We start from the raw sequence: 19,494 nt of genomic DNA, 5'->3' as shown, positions 1-19,494 counted from the left end.
CAAAGATTTAAGATACAGTGATTTGCTCACTGGTTTTACCAAATCGGCGCTCCCGGCGCTGGTAAGCCCGAATGGCTTCTTGAAAATGTTCTTTCCGAAAGTCCGGCCACAACAAATCAGTGATGTACAGTTCCGTGTAGGCTAATTGCCACAGCAGAAAATTGCTAATCCGCTGCTCGCCGCTGGTCCGAATGAGTAGTTCCGGGTCCGGCATTTTGGCCGTTACCAAATAGCTTTCCACCGTTGCCTCAGTCACATCGGCCGGCCGAAGCTGACCGTTGGCTACATCGACTGCCATGCGCTTCGCGGCTTGGGTCAGGTCCCAGCGGCCACTATAACTCAGGGCGAGCACCAGCGTCATCCGATTCCCATCCTTAGTCAGCTCCATCGATTCGGCCAATTCTCGCTGGCAATTGCTCGGCAAAGTGCTGATATCACCGATGGCTTCCAACCGAATACTGTTTTTCAGCAATGTGGCCGTTTCCTGGCGGATAGTATGCACTAGCAACTGCATGAGGGCCATCACCTCAAGCTTGGGCCGGTTCCAGTTTTCGGTCGAAAATGCGTACAGTGTCAGGTAGCGTACCCCCAGTTGGGCCGCTTCTTCCACGGTTTCGCGCACAGCCGTGATGGCACTTTGGTGCCCGAACACGCGCAGGCCACCCCGCTGCTTCGCCCAGCGCCCGTTACCATCCATAATGACGGCCACGTGGGCGGGAATATTAAGAGTATCTAATTCGGCCTTGCCGGTCATCCTTACGGTTTCGCTAAAAGAGCCCGCAAGTTACGGAAATGGTTGCATTTAGCGGCTGAGCGTAGCACTACCTTTTGGCGTAGCGTCCGCCTCTGTGCAACACCACTCAGTTAGTCGCTGCACAGCTAACTACTACTTCAGTAGCTTTTTATTCTTTTTATATTGGTCGGGGCACCTAATTTTGAAGAAGGTATACGACAGGCTCACCCCATTGTAATAATACCAGTCCTGGTCGTGAATATTCACCAGGAGCGGGTCTTGCTCCGATAAGTGGTCAAGTTTGTCGGTGAAGACCTTGCGCACTCCCACTTCCAGACCGAGATTAATGTGCTCGGATAGGGCGTACTTAAACCCCACCCCCGCTGGGATGGCGAAACCAAGCACCGCTCCTTGTCGGTTGAAATCACCTCCGAGCGTCGGATTATTTGTAACAGTGGTAGTATTTGCGTAGAATCCAGCCACGCCAATAAATAGATACGGCGTGAAATGAATTTTATCGGTGCGGTAGTGGTAGTCCATGAAATTATATTCCATCACTGCCGAAGCTTCCAGCAAGCTGCCTTTGGTGTTAGCCTGCCGGTAGCCCTGTAGGGGCGGAATTCCTCCGTTTGTGCCGATAACGTTGCCATCGTCAGCGCGAAGCAGCCCCGCCGTGAAGCCACCCCGCAAGGTAATGGGCACGGATATGTCCTTGCGATAAAATGCGGTGAACGCCGGACGGTTATTCTGCAGCTGATACTCCGGCGATACTTCGCCCCGGTAATTGGTGGCTCCTAAGCCAATACCAATTTCGCTGGTGTTTTGAGCGTGCGCCGAGGCGCAAAAAAAAGCACTCCCCGCTTGCACAAGGCAAACGAGGAGTGCACTATTGAAACCAAGGTTCATCATTTAAGCTAACTGGCTAATGAAAACATGCTTAGCCATGGGCCACTGGCTAGCGGAATTTAGGATTCTTGATGCGGGGCGTCAAGATATAGTTCAACGTCACGCCCGTAACGATGTACCAGTCGGTTTTATTGCCCTTGTCGCCACGCTGGCTGTCGGGGCTGGTGAAGTTTGCAAAATCACCCGTTTGGCTTCTCGTGATGCCGTTACCAAAGTAACGCTGCGAGCCAGAAGCAAGCGTTTTTACATCGGCATATTTACCACCTACATCGTCGATATAGTCGGTAAATGTTTTGCGCCAGCCGATTTCCAAGCTGGCATCAAAGTTACGATTGATGCGGTAGCGAATACCACCACCAAAAGGGATTGCAAACTGAGTCTGACCGTATTTCTCCTTCTGATCTTCGGTTTTCAAATCCGCCAAGGCGATGTAAGAACCCTCCGTCAGGCCCTCGTTATTCTTGCCAACCAAGCCTTTCGGATTGCTGTAAAAACCTGCAACACCAGCAAAGACATACGGCACAAAGTCCGGGCGCTTCAAGTAGTTGTTGCGATTTTCAATTAAGTCAAAAACAGCAACTGCTGACGCTTCCAATATATCGTTGCGGAAGGAGAAGTTACGGTTGTAGCGGAACTTAGAATCAGGACCGTCCTTATCAGCTGCCTTGGCATCGTCGCCCGTGATACGGCCATACGACAGGCCAAACCGACCAGACAAACGCGGGTAGAAACGGCGAGTGATGGAAACACCAGCACCTACGCGAGTTGCACCAAAGCGGAGGCTCGTAAAGTTGGTAACGGGCACCACATCGCCGAAATAGTTCATTGCGTTCAAGCTGAAGCCAACCGAGTTATACTGCTTCCGCTTGCTGAACTGCTGGGCATCTGCTTCCGGCGTAGCCACCAGGGCCAAGCCGAGCACAAAGGCCGTGGAATAGGTGAAAATATTTTTCATAAGGCAACGAAAATGAGGATGCGAGATTCGGGGGTTGAAGTCAGGGCAGGAAATGCGCAGTTTCAGACGGTGGCAAAAGTAAGGCTATATTGGGAACTAAAAAAACTTTCAACGTTTTTTTCAACAAACTCATCAACAGCTACAACTGTATTCCGGTCGGATTTCGGCGGTCCAAGCCCCAATTGAGCTTGTTTCGTAAGGTACTGAGAAAGTTAACGTGATTGAGCTTTACTAGACGAGCATTGAAGGCCTCACGGCGAACGGCAATTTGAACAGAGGCTTCTACGGGTAAGGAGCGGGAGTCGAGGGAGAGCATATAGCTCGTACTTCGGCCTTCTATTTCAAAGGAAATCACGCTTTGGTCCGACACTACGAGTGGGCGCACGTTCAGATTGTGGGGGCATACGGGAGCGATGATAAAATTGTTTGTCTGGGGTAGCATCACCGGGCCGCCACAGCTAAGTGAGTACCCCGTAGAGCCCGTGGGAGTAGCTACGACGAGGCCATCAGCCCAGTAGGAATTCAGGTATTCGCCGTCGATATACGTGTGAACGACAATCATGGATGACGTATCGCGCTTGAGCACGCTGAACTCGTTGAGGCCGAAGTTGAGGCTCCCAAATACGTCCGGGTCGGTGTCGACGCGAATCAGGCTGCGCTCTTCGATGTTGAAGTGGCCTTTATAAAGCGCATCAATGGCCTGGGCAATACGGTCGGGGGTGATGGTAGCTAGGAAGCCGAGCCGGCCGGTATGAATACCCAGAATGGGGATTTGCAGGCTGCCCACGTAGGTAACGGTATCGAGCAGGGTACCATCGCCGCCGATGCTCAACACGAACTGCACACCCCGGAGCGAGTCGCCGCGCCGGAACTCGGTGGTGCCTTCGGGCAGGCGCAGGCGGTTGTCGAGAAAGGTACGAAAGGCTTCGCCGATGCGAACATCGGCCCCGCGTGCCGCCAGGTCATCAAGCAAAGCCTGAATGGCCGGAGCGGCTTCGTCGTCGAAAGGCTTGCCGAGAATGGCGATTTTCATGCAGAGGAAAGAATGCGGATTACATAACCCCAATGGGGAGTCAGGTAACAAATAAATAACCTGACCGGCGGTAACGAACTGCTAAATCGGGAAGGAAGCCCGGAAAAAATAGCCCGTTCGGCCCAATCCGTTCAGGGTATACTCGGCGGTGAATACCCGGTCGTAAAATGTTACAAGGTGCAGGCCGAGGCCGATAGCACTCAGTAAATGGTTGGGGAGGCGGTTTTGGGTGATGGATGTGGGCGTGGCGACGTAACCGGCGTCTGCAAAGATATTGAGGTAGAGGGCCAACGGAATGGTGTTGACCTTTGGATTGTCGATGGACTCAAGGCGAATGGGCGGCGGCTGAAACAAGCGGTAGGACACGCCTTGCTGCACCAGGCCGTAGTGGCGGCCGTCGATTACGTACTCGTCGTAGCCCCGCACGAGGTCATCGTAGCCGAGCGCGCGGGAGTCGGCGTAGGCCAGGTGCCGGGTGAGGCGGGCCAGGCCGGTTACGCCTACGCTGTAGTAGAAACCGTGGCCCAGGGCTACGTAGCGGGCATAGTCCAGGCGTAGGGTGGTGAGGCTGGGGGTGATACCGTCGAGAAAAACCCGGTGCGAAAGCGTAACCTGGGCATACGTACCGGTGAGCGGATAGGCAAAAGTGTTGCGTCGGTTGCGGGTGCTGGTCAGGCTGAAGGCGAGGTACTCGCGCTGGGTGCGGCCCTGGTAATAATTGGGGTTGTAATGATTGACAGAGTCAGTAATCTGCTCGCGGTGGTACGACACATCAAATGAAGTGAGCGACTGCACTGTTTGGCGAAAGCGCAGCCCGCCCGTGACGTAGAACCGCTGAATGGGAAAGCCAATATCGGTGCGCAGGGGCACGAGGCGGTCGGCGAGGGTTTGGTAATCGAGGGTGCGGCTTTGGTAGAAGGAGCCCCCCACTCCGAACCCAATGCGACGGCGATGCCCCAGACCGGGCACTTCGTAAAACAGCTCGTACTTGCGGTTGAAGCCCAACTGGAGGTTGGCAATAACCTGCTCGTTGCGCCCCCGAAAGTTGGCGCGGGTGAGGTGTAGGCCGTAATCGATGCGCCGCCAACGGTCGGGGCGGTCGAGCCAGGAGCGCAGGTTGCGGTCGGCCAGTGAGAGGATGGGCACCGGGAAGGTGTACCAGCGCTCCTGCACCCCAAACACGATGAGCAGCCGCGGTCCCGAGCAACTGGCCTGGACCACCACCGCGTGAAACAGCTGCAGATTGAACAGCCGGCGGCGGTTGGCTTCGAGACGCGCCGGGAGGTCGGCCAGCAACAAGGTATCACCCTCGCGGAAATCGAGCTCGGCCCGCAGGATGCGCTCCCTGGTAACGGCATTGCCGGCGAAAATGATGGAGCCCACCGCCGCCCGCTCGGTACCTGGGCAGGGCACAATGCGAACCAACGTATCGGAAGGCGCTACCACCGGGCGCAACGGGCGCGGCAAGGTGTCGGCCGGGGCCTGCGCCACGCCCCAACCGGCCAGCAATACCCGCAATGACAATAAAACAACTGCTATCACCAGGTATTAGACGCTCAGGTAGCGTAACAAGGCATCGTAGCGCTCCTGCTCGTCTTCGTTGACCACGGCGGCTCCACTAAACTGAGCCGTTACGACGTAGCCAAACCGCTCCAATGTGGCAGTGATACGGGCTAGGTTTTCCGTGTTTAGCTTGATGGTGAGGCGAATGCGGCGGGAATCGACTTCATCCTGCGCCACGTGGGCGCTGAGAATTTTGGCGTTGTTTTCTTCGACGTAGCGGCTGATTTGAGTAAGGGAATAGTCCCGCTCCTCCATGGTGAGGACAATGATGCCGCCCTGGCCCCCAGCCGGCTGCTGCCCGAAAGCGGCCAGCGCATCGGCGATGGTGACAACGCCCGCATACTCGTGCTGCTCATCGACGACGGGCACCAGCTGAATCTTATTTTCAATAGCCAGCTCCATTACGCGGTAGAAGTGCTGGTCGGGGCGCACGAAGGCATCGGCGTAGCCCAGGGGTAGCTCGGAGAGGAGGGTTTCAGGGTCGTCAAAATCGGCCAGGTCGGCTTCGGTGACGAGGCCGCGGTATTGACGGTTGTCGAGCACGGGCAGCTGGGCCACGTGGAATTCATCGAGCCAGCGCGCCGCTTTGCCCGCCGAATCGGTGCCTTTCAGGGGCGGAATCATCTCGTTGAGTAAGTCTTCGGCGAGCAGGGCAGGCATTTTTAAAATTATAAAGGATGAGTTATAAATTATGCATGCGGCATTGTGTCCTCTGCTGAGTAAAATGGGAAACCGGTGAATCCGGGCTTCCCGGGGTGCGACAGGTACTACCTGGAAACGGTGAACAACAATCGAGCCGGTGAAATGATAAACGGCTTTTAGGCCACAAGGGCCGAAGTGGCTTCGGTAGTACGCAAAAACCGGCGCAGGTAGGCATTAAAGCCGACGGGACGCTCCATCATGGGGGCGTGGCAGCAGTGGTCGAGAAAGCGTAGCTCGGCGTGGGGCAGCAGGCGGGCGAACTCATGGGCCACGGGGGGCGGCGTGATGGTATCATTCAGGCCCCACACCAGCAGCACGGGCACGGTGATTTTGGCCAGCTCCTTACTCAGGTTGTGCCGCTGGGCCGAGCGTGCGATGGCAATGATGCGCAGGCACTTGGAATTGGAATTGGTGACATCAAAGACCTCATCGACTAACTCCTGGGTCGCCACGGTAGGGTCGTAGAAGGTATAGCCAACCCGCTCCTTTACGTAGGCATAGTCGCCGCGCTTGGGAAACGAACCGCCCATGCTGTCTTCGAACAAGCCGCTGCTGCCGGTGAGCACCAAACAGCTGACGCGACTAGCATTTTTGAGCGTGTAGACCAAGGCGATGTGGCCACCCAATGAGTTGCCAAGCACTATGAACGATGGCGGCAGGCCTACGGCCGCCACAAAGCCTTCGACATAAGCCACCAGCCCCGGCACGCCGGCTTGGGTCAGGGGCATGTCGTAGACCGGGAGCAGGGGAATGATAACGCGGTGGTCGGTGGCAAACTCGCGCACTACGTCGTGCCAGTTGCTCAGGGCGCCGAAAAGGCCATGCAGCAGCAGCAACACCGGGCCCTGGCCCTCATCTACAAACTCGTACCCTTGCTGGTGCTGGCGGCGCAATTCCATCTCATTTCTCTTCAATTCCCGGCGGTTTTGGCAATGATACAACACCGGAGCCAATTGCCCAAAATTGCCAGTCCGTGCGGGGTAAGCAAGGCTTCGGGATGAAACTGAACCCCGTAGAGTGGCAGTGTGCAGTGGCGCAGGGCCATAAGTTCGGGCTGCGGGCCCATGGTGTGAGCCAGCGGCCGCAGCACCGGCGGCAGTGGCTCCTGCACCACCAGGGAGTGGTAGCGGGTGACCTCCTGCGTGCCGGGCAGCCCCGCAAACAGCGGCTCGGTGGTATCGCAGCGCATTTCGGATACTTTGCCGTGCATGGGCCGCATGGCCCGCGCCACGGTGCCCCCAAAGAACTCGCCCAGCGCCTGATGGCCCAGGCATACGCCCAGCATGGGTTTCTGCTGGTAAAACTCCCGGATGACGGCCGGCATTACCCCTGCCTGGGCGGGGGTGCCAGGACCGGGCGAAAGCACGATGCCATCAAAATCGGGTACTTGCAGCTCGTGCAGGGGCACATCGTTGCGGCGCACCACTACTTCGGCGCCCAGCTGGCGCAGATAATCGGCCAGCGTGAACGTGAAGGAGTCGAAGTTATCGAGCAGCAGCAGGCGCATATTTTGGGACAACGAATGAGAAGCTGGCTGAATTCAACAACCTGATGCCGAATACGCTCAATTACACGTCCTTCGTTTTAGCCTCTCACAAAAGCGGTTTTAATTCTGACCAGCAGGTCTTGGGCAACAGGCAACACGTAGCCGGTGATTTGTAGTGCCATCGGCGTGGCTTGCTGCACAATGGGCAGTACCTGTGACCCTGTGACCAAGTTGGGCGACAACAAATTCAACCCGGCCAGCCCCGTGCCGTGCAGCAGCAGGCTAAGGCCCAATACCCATTTCAATACGCCAGCCGCGCCGCCCAGCAGGTTATCGAGCACACCCAGCGGGGTGAGGTGCACGGCGGTTTTGAGTAGGCCCCCCAGCAGGTGCACGCCCCACATAATGGCCACGAACACCAGCGCAAACGACACCAGCGGCAGCATGCCAAAGGCATCGCCCACGTACTGCCGCACCAACGGCACGGCCGCCGAAAGCAGACTCAGCCCGCCCACCACGGCCAGCACAAACGCCAGCAACGATACTACCTCCAGCACCAACCCACGCCGGAAGCCCTTCACGGCTCCCACGCCCAGCGGCAGCAGCAACAGGATATCGAGAGCCGTCATTTATTATTTCGATGGGTGAATAGGTGAATGAATGAGTGGGTTCTGAAAAAGTCTGATGACTCCACCAACTCATTCACCCATTCGCTCATTGTCTACAAGTTGGTGTTATTCAGCAAGTGACCGATAACGTCGGAGATGCGCTTGCCATCGGCTTGGCCGGAAAGCTCGCGGGCGGCCACGCCCATCACCTTGCCCAAATCAGAAGGACCAGTGGCCCCCACGCGCTGGATGATGTGCACGAGCTTCTCGACCAAATCAGCTTCGGACAGTTGGGCGGGCAAGAATTCTTCGATGATGGCCAGCTCGGCCAGCTCGTTTTCTTCCAGGTCGGAGCGGAACTGCTCGTTGTAGATGGCGGCGGCGTCGCGGCGCTGCTTGGCGGCTTTGTTGAGGAGCTTGAGCTCGGCTTCGGGCGTGAGGCCGTCGGCGCTGGCACCTTCGGCGGTTTCGGCCAGCATGATTTGCGATTTGAGGCTGCGCAAAGTGGTGAGCCGCACTTTGTCTTTGGCGAACATGGCCTGCTTAATGGCGGCGTCGAGGGTGTTTTTGAGCATGGGAAAGAAAAGTAGGCGGGTTAGCGCGTGGGGAAATCGATGGGGAAACGCCCGGCGGCACTTCAGGGGGCGGCAGCGGGCGTAATTTCGCCCCGAAGCTACGGCAGCCGGCCGATGTTGCCGGTTAGCGGTTATGCTTTTCCGAACTTCTTATCCTCCCTCCTGCCGTGACTAAGCTCAGCGTCAACATCAACAAACTGGCCACCCTGCGCAACGCCCGCGGCCACAACCGCCCCGATATCCTGCAAGCCGCCCGCGACATCGAGCGGTTCGGGGCCGAAGGCATCACCGTGCACCCGCGGCCCGACGAGCGCCACATTCGCTACCAGGACGTGCGCGATTTGAAGGCTATCTTGACCACCGAGTTGAACGTGGAGGGCAACCCCACCCCCGACTTTCTGGACCTGTGCCGCGAGGTGCGGCCCGAGCAGGTGACCCTGGTGCCCGATGCCCCGGATGCCATCACCTCCAACGCGGGCTGGGACGTGATTACGCACCAGCAGTACCTGCGCGACATCGTGGCCGAGCTCAAAAGCCTGGGCTGCCGCGTGAGCATCTTCCTCGACCCCAACCTGGCCCTGGTTGAAGCCGCCGCCACGACTGGCACCGACCGCATTGAGCTCTACACCGAAGCCTACGCCCAACAGTACCTCGCCGACCGCGAATCCGCCGTGGCCCCCTACCGCGCCGCCGCCGCCCACGCCGGCCAACTCGGCCTGGGTGTGAATGCCGGCCACGACCTCGACCTCAACAACCTGGCCTGGCTGCACCAGCAGCTACCCGAGCTGGCCGAAGTCAGCATCGGCCACGCCTTGGTGTGCGATGCCCTCTATCTGGGCCTGGAAAACACGGTGCAGCTGTATAAGAGACAATTGAAATAGCCATGCCCCGCCATCTTCTTCCCGAATTTGAAGCCCTGCCCTATCCCGTGCTCGATGTACGGGCGCCCATTGAATTTACCCAAGGCCATGTGCCGGGCGCGCTCAACCTGCCATTGTTCACTGATGAGGAGCGGGCGCGCATTGGCACCACGTACAAGCAGGTAAGCCAGGACCGGGCCGTGCACCTGGGGTTGGAGTTATTCGGGCCCAAAATGTCGGCAATGATAAAGCTGGCGCAGAAACTGGTGCCGGCCAAAGAAGTGCGGCTGCACTGCTGGCGCGGCGGCATGCGCAGCGGGGCGGTGCTGTGGCTGTTGGAACTAGCGGGCTTCAAAGTGCACCTGCTCAACCACGGCTACAAAGATTACCGCCGGGCCGTGCTGGCTTCGTTTGCGGAGCCCCGGCAGTGGCGGGTGTTGGGCGGCCTCACCGGCAGCGGCAAAACCGACGTGCTGCAGGCCCTGGCCGCTGAGCCCGGCCAGCACGTGCTAGACCTGGAAGGCATTGCCAACCACAAGGGCTCGGCCTTCGGGGCCATTGGGCAGCCAGCCCAGCCCACGCAGGAGCAGTTCGAAAACAACCTGGCTGCCGCAATGGCCCTACTGCCCACCGATGCGCCCATTTGGGTGGAGGACGAAAGCCGCCAAATTGGCCGGCTCACTATCCCGCCGGCTCTGTTTGCCCAGATGCGGGCCGCCCCGCGCTGGGTGCTGGAGGTGCCCCGCACCGCCCGCGTAACCAAGCTAGCCGCCGAATACGGGGCCGAAAACCCAGTAGAGCTGGCCGCTTCCATCGAGCGCCTGCAAAAACGCCTGGGTGGCCTGGCCACCAAGCAAGCCCTGGCGGCCGTGGAAGCCGGTGACTTTCCGTTGATGGTGGAGCTGGTGCTCGATTATTACGACAAGACCTATACCTACGGCCTGGCTCCCCGGCCCGAAGAGCCGCCCCGCACCTTTGTGCCCGTAGCCAGCTGCGATGCCGCCGCTAATGCCGCCACGCTGCTACAGATGACCGCAACTTTGGTCGCTTAGAGCGGTTCCGGGGTTATTGTACGTGTAGCGTGGACTCTGCGAGTCCGCGTGACGGCCGGGCCGGGCGCGGACTCGCAGAGTCCACGCTACATCGCCCACGTACACCAACTTCGAAACTGCTCTGGTTACTGATGTTACGCACCGACGTGCTGGCGCGCGTCGGCAACGCGCTGCCGCGTGGTTTCGAGCCTGAGGCTCGGGTAAGGAGCCGTTGGCGAACCCTGCCGCAGGTCTTTCGCGCCCAAGCCAGAGGCTAGAAGCCGATAGGCAGCGCGTCGCAGACGCGCGCCAGCAACACGCTACGTAACAGCAGTTATACTCATCGCGAAGCGGAATGCGAAAATTGACTGGCGGGTGTGGAGACGCAAAATATTGCGTCTCCTCGTTGAACGAAATCGCCTGACGGTGCTGGCGCGAGCCGTGCAACCGGAGGTCAGCGGAGCTAATGACGAGACCCCAACTATTGCGTCTCTACCTCGTCCTCACAAACCATTTCGTGACGGACTTAGCGTCTATACTCTTGGGAAGCTTTTGCACGCTAGATTTCCGAATTAGAGTTGTAATTTACTCGCAGATTTCAGCCTTTATGTCCGGGACGGCAGTAGCAACGAATTCAGTTTTTCACTCTCACCTCTTTTCATTTTTCTATTTTCCACTTCTCCTCAACACTCATGCTCACAACCTTACAAACCCGCTTGAAGCGGGCGAGCCGCTGGCTGCCTGCGCTGCTGCTGCCGTTTGCGGCGCAGGCCCAAACTCCGGGCTACAACTTGGGCAACACGGCCAACGTGGCCGGCACCTTCACGACCATCGCGGCCACGGGCACGGCCATTCCCACAACCAACACGGATGATGCTAACTCAGCAGCTACCCCCATTGGATTCACGTTTAACTTCAATGGCACGGCTTTCACGCAGTTCGTGCTGAACACAAACGGCTTCATTCGGCTAGGCGCAGCCGCGCCTTCGTCGGCGGCCCTGTTCTACACCGCGCCGCAGGCGGCCACCGCAGGTCCCATCGCCAGCACCAACCCGGCCGATGTGAACCTGATTATGCCCTTTGCCGTGGACCTGACGGCCGGCTCGGTGGCGGGCACGGGCTACCAAGTAGCGACGACTGGTGTGGTGGGCAGCCGCGTGACTACCATTCAATGGACCAACGTGCAGGACAAAGTCAGTACCATCGCGACCCAGTTCCTGAACTTCTCGTTTCAGGCCAAGCTCTACGAGAGCGGCCAGATTGAGTTCGTGTACGGCCCGACGGTACCCAACACCATCGGCAACGACTTCCACACCGTAGCCGTGGGCATTAAAGGCAGCACGGCGGCGGCCTCGATAACCGTCACCAAGGGCTCGACCCAGGCCTGGGCGGCGGCCACATTCGCCGCCGGCGACTACACCGGCAACTCGCACAACATCCGCCAGACGATGACCGCCGACGCGGGCCGTACCTACCGCTTTGGGCCCAACCTGGCCAATGATGCCGCCGTGGCGGCCCTCTACACGCTAGGCAAAGTGTCAAGCGCCTATTCTTCGCCCGTAACGGCGCAAGTGGTGGTGGCCAACCCCGGCAATGCGGCGCAGACCAACCTGGTGGTGAGCTTTGCCGTGACCGGGGCCAACCCCTACAGCAGCACCCAGACAGTACCCTCACTGGCTTCCGGGGCCTCCACGACCCTCACGTTCTCTTACCCCGTTACGGGCACCACGGGCACCAACGTGCTCACCGCCTCGATACCGAACACCGACGATTTGGCCACGAATAACACGAAAACGTACTCGCAGGACGTAACGGCCGCCAGCTTAGCGTTTATCGATAACTCCCAGCCCCTATTTGCCACCGGCGTGGGCATAGGTCAGGTCAATGGTGTATTGGCCGCTCGCTACACGCTCACGCAGGCTGCCGCAATTACCAGTGTGTCGGCCACGTTCGTCGGCGCGGGTGTCGCCAATACCACGTACCAGGTGCAGCTATACAACGCCGCTGGCACGAGCGGCACTCCGGGAGCTATTATATATACCTCGCCCACCCAAACCCGCCCCGGCGCTTCGGGTACGGTTGTCATCACCATCCCAGGTATTTCCTTAAACGCTGGCGACTTTTTCGTAGCTATCAAGGAGCTGAATAACAACCTTGTATTGGCGTATCAGGCTGAGGACCCGCTCCGCCCGGCTACTTTCTATTTCCAGGTACCTGGCAACCCTTTCGCCCTGGTGAATACCACCGCCTTGCGTACGCGCTTGGCGCTGGAAGTAGGCCTTGGCACGCCCGCAGCCTGCCCCGCAGTAACAGCCTTGGCAGCAGGCAGCATCAAGACTACCGGGGCTAACATTAGCTTCACTGCTCCGACCGCCGGCACCGGCTACACCGTCACCTACACGCCTACCGGCGGCACGGCCACCACGGTTACGCCCGCGCCCACGGCCTCGCCCGTGGTGCTCACCGGCTTGACCAGTGGCACTACCTATACCGTGGTCGTGACCACAAACTGCGCCGCCGGAGCCACGTCCGGCACCGCTACAACCACCTTCACCACCACTGTGCCGGCTCCAAGCAATGACCTGTGCAGCGCTGCTACCGTCCTCACCTGCGGCCAAACCGTGACCGGAACCACTGCGGGGGCAACTACCACCGGCGACCCCACCACGACCTGCACCGCGGGTTCCCCTCTCATACCGTCGGCCTCACCCGGCGTGTTCTACAGCTTTGCCGGCAATGGCCAAGTAGCCACGGTGAGCACCTGTTCAGGCCCCACAGCCACGGCCGGCGACACGAAGATGTTCGTCTATTCGGGTTCGTGTGGCACGCTGACCTGCGTGGGCAGTAGCGATGACATCGGGGCAGGCAGCTGCGGCACCAATACCTCAGCATCCATTGTCACGTTCCCGACTGTGACCGGCACCACCTACTACGTCTTCGTGCAATTCTTCGGTAACGCCACCGGTCCCTTTGGCCTGAGCCTGACCTGCGCGGCCCCCGTGGTGACGACCTATGCCACGCTGCCAGTGAGCGAGAGCTTTGAGGGAACGTGGCTGAATGGCATTGGCACCCGCGACCTGCCCAGTGCAAACTGGCGTAACATGCCGGGCACGGGCAATAACTCGTGGCGCCGCGACGATGACGGAGCCAGCGCCGGCTGGAGCTTTGTCACTTCTGGCGGCTACACGCCCGCAGCCAGCCAGGGCAACCGTTCGGCCCGCTTCCATAGTTATGGTGCCCTCGTCGGTGCAATTGGCAGCCTCGACCTATACGTGAACCTGAGCGGAGCCGCCGGTACCCGGACCCTGACCTTCGACTACGTGAACCCCACCAGCTCAACGACCAACCCGGCCGACAAGCTTGACGTGCTAGTGAGCACCGACGGCGGGGCAACCTTCGCCGCCACGCCAGTACTGACTGCTACCAACAGCGCCACTTTCACGGCCAGAACGGTAGCCATCCCCAGCACGTCGGCCACCACGGTCATTCGCTTCCGGGCACTGTCTGATTTCGGCATCGATGATATCGGTATCGATAACGTGCAGCTGCGCGTGGTTTCGGCCACCCGCAACGAGGCCTTGGCCGCTACCGTGACCCTGTACCCCAACCCGGCCAGCCGCGCCTTCACACTCGACGTGCCGGCTGGCAACTTGCGCACGGCCACGGCCACGCTCAGCAACACCTTGGGCCAAGTGGTGCAAACGCGCGCGCTGAGCGCCACCGGCACTACCACCTTCGATGTGAGCGGCTTGGCCGCCGGCCTGTACTCGCTCACCCTAAAGTCGGGCAACGACCTCGTGGTGAAGCGAGTGGTGGTAGAGTAAGCTTTCGCGTCGCTGCATTTGCTTGCAAAAAGGGGGTTGACCATGTGGTCAGCCCCCTTTTTTTAGGTTTAGGACGCACTGAGGGCTGGGCAGCTGAGCGCTTGTTCAAATTATTGTTGGCCGGACATCGACAAGACCTACGGCCTGCCTCCCCGGCCCAAAGAGCCGCCCCGGCCCTTTGGGCCCGTAGCGACCTGCGATGCCGCCGCGAATGCCGCTACGCTGCTACAGATGACCATAACTTTAGTCGCTTGGTTAGCGTCTGTGCTCTTGGAAAGCCTTTGCAGGCCGAGTTTCTGGAGAAGTGTTGTAATTTGCTCGCAGATTACAGGCTTAAATCCGGGATACTGGTCGGGCCGTTTCCACTTCTTTCATTCATTTTTCGTTTTTCTATTCGCCACTTCTTCTCCATTTCCATGTTGATATCTTTACAGACCCGGCTGAAAAAAGCTGGCCGACTACTGCCTTTCGCTTTGCTGCCGTTCGCAGCAAACGCCCAAAGCCTGAACTACACGCCGGCTACCGCCACCAACGTAGCCGGCACTTACACGGACTTAGGCACAACCGGCACGGCTATTACCACGGCTAACACGGACGATGCCAACTCGGCGGCTACCCCCATTGGCTTTACGTTCGCCTACAACGGCAGCAATTTTACCCAGTTTGTGTTGAACACCAACGGATTCATCCGGCTAGGTGCAGTTGCACCATCAGGCACGGTGCTTTTCCCATCGCAGGTATCGGCAGCTATCGTTGACCCGCTGACCAGCGCCGACCCGGCCAACGTGAACTTGCTACTGCCTTTCAACCAAGACCTTGGCCCTGGCAACGGTGCAGGTGGCACCGAATACCGCGTGACCACGACAGGCACGGCTGGTAGCCAGGTGTGCACCATTCAGTGGAATAATGTGAGTGACAAAACCGATGGCGTGGCTGCTTCGCAGTACGCAAACTTCAGCTTCCAGCTGAAGCTGTACGAAGGCACCAATCTTATCGAATTCGTTTACAACACGGCCACTGCGGGCACGGGTGCCGCTGGTGCCCGCTTTCCCAATGTGGGTATCAAGGGTGCAGGCGTAGCCAACGGCCAAACGGTACTCGCGGCCAAGAATGCTTCTGCGACGCCATGGAGTGGGGCCACCTTTATCACGGGTGCCTACACCACCTTCACGCTGAACTACCGTGCAAACGTAGGCCCGGATGCCGGCCGTACCTTCCGCTACACCCCAGCTATTTTGTTTCCTAACGACCTCGCCGTACAGTCCCTGTACACGCTCGGCACCGTTTCAACCTACGCTTCACCAGTAGCCGTTAGGGCCGTAATTAAGAACGTTGGCACCGTGGCCTCGGTAGCTCGCACGGCGACCCTGACGGTGAGCGGCGCTACCACCTACACGAACACGCAACCGGTTCCCGCCCTTGCTGTTGGGGCTGTAGCTACGGTAACGTTCGCCGCTTACCCCGTCACCGCTACCACCGGAACCAACACGGTGGCGGTAGCCCTGACGGCTGATGATGCTGCTGGCAACAATACGGCCACCCGGCAGCAGGGCCTCTCGGCTAGCACGCTGTCATACAACACGCCGGGCACCACTACTTTCGACGGCGGCTTCGGCTCGAATACCACGGCCAACGCCACGATTTTCGTGAAATACACCACTTCCGTTACGCCTACCACCGTTACGGCTGTTACGCCCACTTTTACCGGTACTGCCGCAACTTCAACGAACTACCAGGTACTCATATTTGACGCAGCCGGCCCCAATGGCTTGCCCGGCACCGTGCTGTACACCTCTCCCACCCGTGTTCGGCCCCTGGCCGGAGGTGCCGATGTGGTAGCAATTCCCGGTGTTCCCGTATCCGGCAGCTTCTACGTAGCGGCCCGCCAGCTCACGACTACCAACTTCGGCCTGGCGTTCCAGAATGAAGACCCTCTGCGGACCGGCACGTTCTTCATCTCGACCGACGGTATCGCGTTTACCGATTTGGCCGTGGCAAACACGACCTTCCGGGCAGCTATCGATGTGACCCTGCGCAACCCGCTGGCCACCCGCAACGAGGCCTTGGCCGCTACTGTGGGCCTGTACCCCAACCCCGCACACCAGAGCTTCCAGCTCAGCGTGCCCGCCGGCAGCCTCCGCGGTGCCTCGGCCACGCTCATCAACTCGCTGGGCCAAGTGGTGCAGTCGCGTCAGCTGGACCTGCCAGCCGCTGGAGGCATCGCCACCTTCAACGTGAGCAGCCTCGCCGCCGGCGTGTACTCGCTCGCCCTGAAGTCGGGCAACGACCTCGTGGTGAAGCGCGTGGTAGTGGAGTAAGCTCTCCATCCTTCACAAAAAAGGGCTGACCGCATGGTCAGCCCTTTTTTTATGCCCACACCGCTCTCGTCGCGGACTAGCTGATGGGCACCTTGCGCAAGATGGCCTCAATCAAGTCCTGGGTACGGATGCCATCGGCTTCGGCCTCGTAGGTGAGCAGGATGCGGTGGTTGAGCACATCGGCAGCCACTTCCTTGATGTCTTCGGGCAGTACATAGTCGCGGCCTTCGAGGTAGGCCACGGCCTTGGAGGCGCGGTGCAGGGCAATGCTGGCTCGGGGACTGGCCCCAAACTGCACGGCCTGGGCAAATTCGGGCAGGTCGTAGTCGGCGGGGCGACGGGTGGCGAACACCAGCTCGATGAGGTACTTCTCCAGCGTATCGGAAATCTGCACCTGGTTGATTTGCTGGCGGATGCCAAAGATGTCCGCCTGCGTGAGCACGGGCTGCACATCTTCCACAAAGCTGAGGTTGGCCATACGGCGCATCACCTCCAGCTCGTCGGCCTTTTTGAGGTAGTCGACGTGCACTTTCAGCATGAAACGGTCGACCTGGGCCTCGGGCAGCGGGTAGGTCCCTTCCTGCTCCACGGGGTTTTGAGTGGCCAGCACCAGGAAGGGCAAGTCGAGCGGATAGGTGGTGTCACCAATCGTGACCTGCTTCTCCTGCATGGCTTCGAGCAGGGCACTTTGCACCTTGGCAGGCGAGCGGTTTATTTCATCAGCCAGCACTAGGTTGGCGAAAATCGGCCCCTTTTTTACTTCGAATACCGATTGGTTCTGGTTGTAAATCATGGTGCCCACCAGGTCGGAGGGCAGCAGGTCGGGGGTGAACTGCACGCGCTGAAAATGCAGGTGCAACACCTTGGCCAAGGTGGAAATGGTCAGGGTTTTGGCGAGGCCGGGCACTCCTTCGAGCAGGATGTGCCCGCCCGTGAACAGGCCGATGAGCAGGCGGGTGAGCAGCGGCTGCTGACCAACGACGACTTTGCCCATCTCGGCAAATACCTGGCGGATGAGGGGATGATAGTCCACCGGAGTAGCCGGCGAAGCAGAAGTATCGGGAGTGGGGTTCATAAGGGAAAAAGGGAGCCAAACAGCAAACGCAAGGTAGGTACGAGGCCGGTGTGTAGCCAGCCGGGCCAGCCCAAAATGGCTCATATCGCAAATTCTGTTATAAGCGACCATATGTCTTGCCTGACTTGTGTGTGTAGATAGGCTGAATACTTACAAAACAGCAAACAATTGGGCTGCAGTAAAATAAATAAACGATTGTTACGATATTTAATTTTTCAGTTCCATAACTTACGCTGCTAAACGTGCCGGGGCAAGTAGTGCTTACCCGCCCCATCAGCCTGACTGCCACCGGCACACGGCCGATTTCAATACTCAGCCATTGGCCAAAGACGTTTATGTGGTTGGCCTACGGGCCCAAAACCAGGTGCTGAGCAAAAGCGTAGTTGTGGAATAATACGCTAAACAGGTTTAGTACTGGCTTACTGCGACCCGGCCGACAAATGCCGGCCAAGTCCCGGGCCAATTTCCTGAAAGGATTTCGCTACATTACTGTCACTTTCATTTCACCCTTTTCCGGTTTCACATATGAATTCATTTTTTCTAAATCGTTTACTCCCAACGCTGTTGTTCATCATCGCCCTGAACGACACCGTCTTGGCACAACCTGGTAGTGGCGGCCCTGGCCCCAGCACCCCGGCCGGCCCTACCGATATTCCTCTTGATGGCGGTATCTCATTGCTGCTGGCTGGCGGCGTGGCTTATGGCGTTAAGCACTTGCGAAATCGCCGTAAAAAAGTTTAGCTCCTGCAGAATTATAACCAGCGAAGAATGACGGCGTTCCGATGCGGAATAGCCGTCTTTTTTTGCAGCTTTGTATCCCTATCCCCTAACTTATGCAAACCACTGCTCCTGTTGGCGCGACACCCTCAGGCAACCGACTCTTAGTTCGCTTTCTTTGGGTAGCCAGCGCCATGTACCTGGTTTGGTTTTTTGGCTATGAGCAATGGCTGGCTCACGATGGCCGCCTCGATGCCGCGCTGTGCCGCCACCTGACTCAGGCCGGGGTATCCCTGCTTCAGCTGGCAGGGTTTACGGCCACCGTTAGCCCCACCAATCTTTCTTTGGTGATGATGAGTGGGGAACCCTCCGTCGTTATAGGGCCGCCCTGCAATGGGCTGGTGCTATATGCCTTATTTGGCGGTTTCGTGCTGGCATTTCCGGGTTCCTGGCAGCGCAAGCTGTGGTTTATCCCACTAGGCATGGCCCTCATTTGGGTGCTGAACGTGCTGCGGGTGGCCGCGCTGGCCATCAACCACCACTATGCGCATCAGTCCGTTGACTTCAACCACCACTATACTTTTACCTTCGTGGTATATGCCTGCATCTTTGGACTATGGATGCTGTGGGCACGGCGTTTGGCAGTGAAGCCCTCCCAGCCTGCTGCCTGATTTCCCGTCTTACTCATGCCGGCTACCCCCAGCACTTTTCTCCCCACAAACCACCGCCACACCGGCCCCGGCCGCTGGGTGTTAGTGGGTGGATTACTTGCCATCCTGTTCCTGACTGGTGTCTATGACGAAGCCACCCACGCATTTCTAACAGCGCTGTGGCAGCATTTGCTCGCGGCAATCGGCTTGCGGCGGTACGTCGAAACGATGCAACAGGGCGTGAGTGGGGGCATCACCAAGCGGCTGCTGCCAGCGGTGGCCACCTACGCAGCCTTGTACCTGGGCATTTGCCTGCTGCTGCTGCGCCTGCTATTGCCCACCGTAGCGCAGTGGTACCTGGCCCTGCGCCTCTACGGCATTACCCTGGCCGTTTACATGAACTGTGTTAAAAATTAAGGGGTGAGGGTGAGTTTTGAGCTAAAATCAGCTTGATAGGG

Annotated in this window: 18 protein-coding genes; 7 read left to right on the top strand and 11 right to left on the bottom strand. The window is 58.7% G+C overall.

The window, feature by feature from the left end; genetic code table 11:
• Positions 1–7: 7 nt before the first annotated feature.
• The 10 genes from uppS to IEW17_RS17905 all read right to left on the bottom strand — a co-directional run bounded on the left by uppS (position 8) and on the right by IEW17_RS17905 (position 8,561).
• The gene (gene uppS, locus IEW17_RS17950; protein WP_188563442.1) at positions 8–754 is read right to left on the bottom strand and encodes an undecaprenyl pyrophosphate synthase; all 747 of its coding nucleotides are present in this window, start codon (positions 752–754) and stop codon (positions 8–10) included.
• 132 nt (positions 755–886) lie between these two features.
• Positions 887–1,642: a type IX secretion system protein PorG gene (gene porG / locus IEW17_RS17945; protein WP_188563441.1), complete on the bottom strand. Its 756-nt coding sequence runs from the start codon at positions 1,640–1,642 to the stop codon at positions 887–889.
• A gap of 46 nt (positions 1,643–1,688) precedes the next feature.
• Positions 1,689–2,594, bottom strand: coding sequence for a DUF6089 family protein (locus IEW17_RS17940; protein ID WP_188563440.1), 906 nt, complete (start codon positions 2,592–2,594; stop codon positions 1,689–1,691).
• Between the two features lie 139 nt (positions 2,595–2,733).
• On the bottom strand, positions 2,734–3,627 hold the full coding sequence (locus tag IEW17_RS17935) for an NAD kinase (RefSeq protein ID WP_188563439.1): 894 nt from the start codon (positions 3,625–3,627) through the stop codon (positions 2,734–2,736).
• Between the two features lie 81 nt (positions 3,628–3,708).
• Positions 3,709–5,169: a BamA/TamA family outer membrane protein gene (locus IEW17_RS17930; RefSeq protein ID WP_188563438.1), complete on the bottom strand. Its 1,461-nt coding sequence runs from the start codon at positions 5,167–5,169 to the stop codon at positions 3,709–3,711.
• A 6-nt stretch (positions 5,170–5,175) separates the two neighbouring features.
• A complete protein-coding gene (locus IEW17_RS17925; RefSeq protein ID WP_188563437.1) occupies positions 5,176–5,850 on the bottom strand; it encodes a CBS domain-containing protein in 675 nt (224 codons plus the stop codon).
• A 158-nt stretch (positions 5,851–6,008) separates the two neighbouring features.
• Positions 6,009–6,791, bottom strand: coding sequence for an alpha/beta fold hydrolase (locus tag IEW17_RS17920; protein WP_188563447.1), 783 nt, complete (start codon positions 6,789–6,791; stop codon positions 6,009–6,011).
• 11 nt (positions 6,792–6,802) lie between these two features.
• A complete protein-coding gene (locus IEW17_RS17915) occupies positions 6,803–7,399 on the bottom strand; it encodes an anthranilate synthase component II (RefSeq protein ID WP_188563436.1) in 597 nt (198 codons plus the stop codon).
• Between the two features lie 77 nt (positions 7,400–7,476).
• Positions 7,477–8,007 (bottom strand): CvpA family protein, encoded by a 531-nt coding sequence (locus IEW17_RS17910; protein WP_188563435.1) that lies wholly within the window; start codon positions 8,005–8,007, stop codon positions 7,477–7,479.
• Positions 8,008–8,099: 92 nt separating this feature from the next.
• A complete protein-coding gene (locus tag IEW17_RS17905; protein WP_188563434.1) occupies positions 8,100–8,561 on the bottom strand; it encodes a GatB/YqeY domain-containing protein in 462 nt (153 codons plus the stop codon).
• 167 nt (positions 8,562–8,728) lie between these two features.
• Between IEW17_RS17905 and IEW17_RS17900 the strand changes: the two genes are divergently transcribed.
• The 4 genes from IEW17_RS17900 to IEW17_RS17885 all read left to right on the top strand — a co-directional run bounded on the left by IEW17_RS17900 (position 8,729) and on the right by IEW17_RS17885 (position 16,594).
• Positions 8,729–9,442, top strand: coding sequence for a pyridoxine 5'-phosphate synthase (locus IEW17_RS17900; protein WP_188563433.1), 714 nt, complete (start codon positions 8,729–8,731; stop codon positions 9,440–9,442).
• Positions 9,443–9,444: 2 nt separating this feature from the next.
• Entirely contained in the window at positions 9,445–10,473 is a 1,029-nt protein-coding gene (gene mnmH, locus IEW17_RS17895; protein WP_188563432.1) for a tRNA 2-selenouridine(34) synthase MnmH, read from the top strand.
• A 671-nt stretch (positions 10,474–11,144) separates the two neighbouring features.
• Positions 11,145–14,276 (top strand): T9SS type A sorting domain-containing protein, encoded by a 3,132-nt coding sequence (locus tag IEW17_RS17890; RefSeq protein ID WP_188563431.1) that lies wholly within the window; start codon positions 11,145–11,147, stop codon positions 14,274–14,276.
• 416 nt (positions 14,277–14,692) lie between these two features.
• Entirely contained in the window at positions 14,693–16,594 is a 1,902-nt protein-coding gene (locus IEW17_RS17885; RefSeq protein WP_188563430.1) for an NIDO-like domain-containing protein, read from the top strand.
• Positions 16,595–16,670: 76 nt separating this feature from the next.
• On the opposite strand, the gene IEW17_RS17880 is transcribed toward IEW17_RS17885, so the two are convergent.
• On the bottom strand, positions 16,671–17,669 hold the full coding sequence (locus tag IEW17_RS17880; protein WP_188563429.1) for an AAA family ATPase: 999 nt from the start codon (positions 17,667–17,669) through the stop codon (positions 16,671–16,673).
• 525 nt (positions 17,670–18,194) lie between these two features.
• On the opposite strand from IEW17_RS17880, the gene IEW17_RS17875 reads away from it, so the two are divergent.
• The 3 genes from IEW17_RS17875 to IEW17_RS17865 all read left to right on the top strand — a co-directional run bounded on the left by IEW17_RS17875 (position 18,195) and on the right by IEW17_RS17865 (position 19,453).
• A complete protein-coding gene (locus tag IEW17_RS17875) occupies positions 18,195–18,410 on the top strand; it encodes a PID-CTERM protein-sorting domain-containing protein (protein WP_188563428.1) in 216 nt (71 codons plus the stop codon).
• A 92-nt stretch (positions 18,411–18,502) separates the two neighbouring features.
• Entirely contained in the window at positions 18,503–19,057 is a 555-nt protein-coding gene (xrtX, locus tag IEW17_RS17870) for an exosortase X (RefSeq protein WP_229749108.1), read from the top strand.
• A gap of 15 nt (positions 19,058–19,072) precedes the next feature.
• Positions 19,073–19,453: an XrtX-associated membrane protein gene (locus IEW17_RS17865; RefSeq protein WP_188563426.1), complete on the top strand. Its 381-nt coding sequence runs from the start codon at positions 19,073–19,075 to the stop codon at positions 19,451–19,453.
• Positions 19,454–19,494 lie beyond the last annotated feature (41 nt).

Origin of the sequence: Hymenobacter frigidus (assembly GCF_014640435.1) — a bacterium.
Classification (GTDB): domain Bacteria; phylum Bacteroidota; class Bacteroidia; order Cytophagales; family Hymenobacteraceae; genus Hymenobacter; species Hymenobacter frigidus.
Note: the sequence above shows the minus strand (reverse complement) of the source record. Positions and strands in the feature narration are given on the sequence as shown.

Excerpts from the sequence above, each read along its gene's own strand:
- uppS (WP_188563442.1), bottom strand. The coding sequence starts at position 754 with ATGACCGGCAAGGCCGAATTAGATACTCTTAATATTCCCGCCCACGTG.
- porG (WP_188563441.1), bottom strand. The coding sequence starts at position 1,642 with ATGATGAACCTTGGTTTCAATAGTGCACTCCTCGTTTGCCTTGTGCAA.
- IEW17_RS17940 (WP_188563440.1), bottom strand. The coding sequence starts at position 2,594 with ATGAAAAATATTTTCACCTATTCCACGGCCTTTGTGCTCGGCTTGGCC.
- IEW17_RS17935 (WP_188563439.1), bottom strand. The coding sequence starts at position 3,627 with ATGAAAATCGCCATTCTCGGCAAGCCTTTCGACGACGAAGCCGCTCCG.
- IEW17_RS17925 (WP_188563437.1), bottom strand. The coding sequence starts at position 5,850 with ATGCCTGCCCTGCTCGCCGAAGACTTACTCAACGAGATGATTCCGCCC.
- IEW17_RS17920 (WP_188563447.1), bottom strand. The coding sequence starts at position 6,791 with ATGGAATTGCGCCGCCAGCACCAGCAAGGGTACGAGTTTGTAGATGAG.
- IEW17_RS17915 (WP_188563436.1), bottom strand. The coding sequence starts at position 7,399 with ATGCGCCTGCTGCTGCTCGATAACTTCGACTCCTTCACGTTCACGCTG.
- IEW17_RS17910 (WP_188563435.1), bottom strand. The coding sequence starts at position 8,007 with ATGACGGCTCTCGATATCCTGTTGCTGCTGCCGCTGGGCGTGGGAGCC.
- IEW17_RS17905 (WP_188563434.1), bottom strand. The coding sequence starts at position 8,561 with ATGCTCAAAAACACCCTCGACGCCGCCATTAAGCAGGCCATGTTCGCC.
- mnmH (WP_188563432.1), top strand. The coding sequence starts at position 9,445 with ATGCCCCGCCATCTTCTTCCCGAATTTGAAGCCCTGCCCTATCCCGTG.
- IEW17_RS17890 (WP_188563431.1), top strand. The coding sequence starts at position 11,145 with ATGCTCACAACCTTACAAACCCGCTTGAAGCGGGCGAGCCGCTGGCTG.
- IEW17_RS17885 (WP_188563430.1), top strand. The coding sequence starts at position 14,693 with ATGTTGATATCTTTACAGACCCGGCTGAAAAAAGCTGGCCGACTACTG.
- IEW17_RS17880 (WP_188563429.1), bottom strand. The coding sequence starts at position 17,669 with ATGAACCCCACTCCCGATACTTCTGCTTCGCCGGCTACTCCGGTGGAC.
- IEW17_RS17875 (WP_188563428.1), top strand. The coding sequence starts at position 18,195 with ATGAATTCATTTTTTCTAAATCGTTTACTCCCAACGCTGTTGTTCATC.
- xrtX (WP_229749108.1), top strand. The coding sequence starts at position 18,503 with ATGCAAACCACTGCTCCTGTTGGCGCGACACCCTCAGGCAACCGACTC.
- IEW17_RS17865 (WP_188563426.1), top strand. The coding sequence starts at position 19,073 with ATGCCGGCTACCCCCAGCACTTTTCTCCCCACAAACCACCGCCACACC.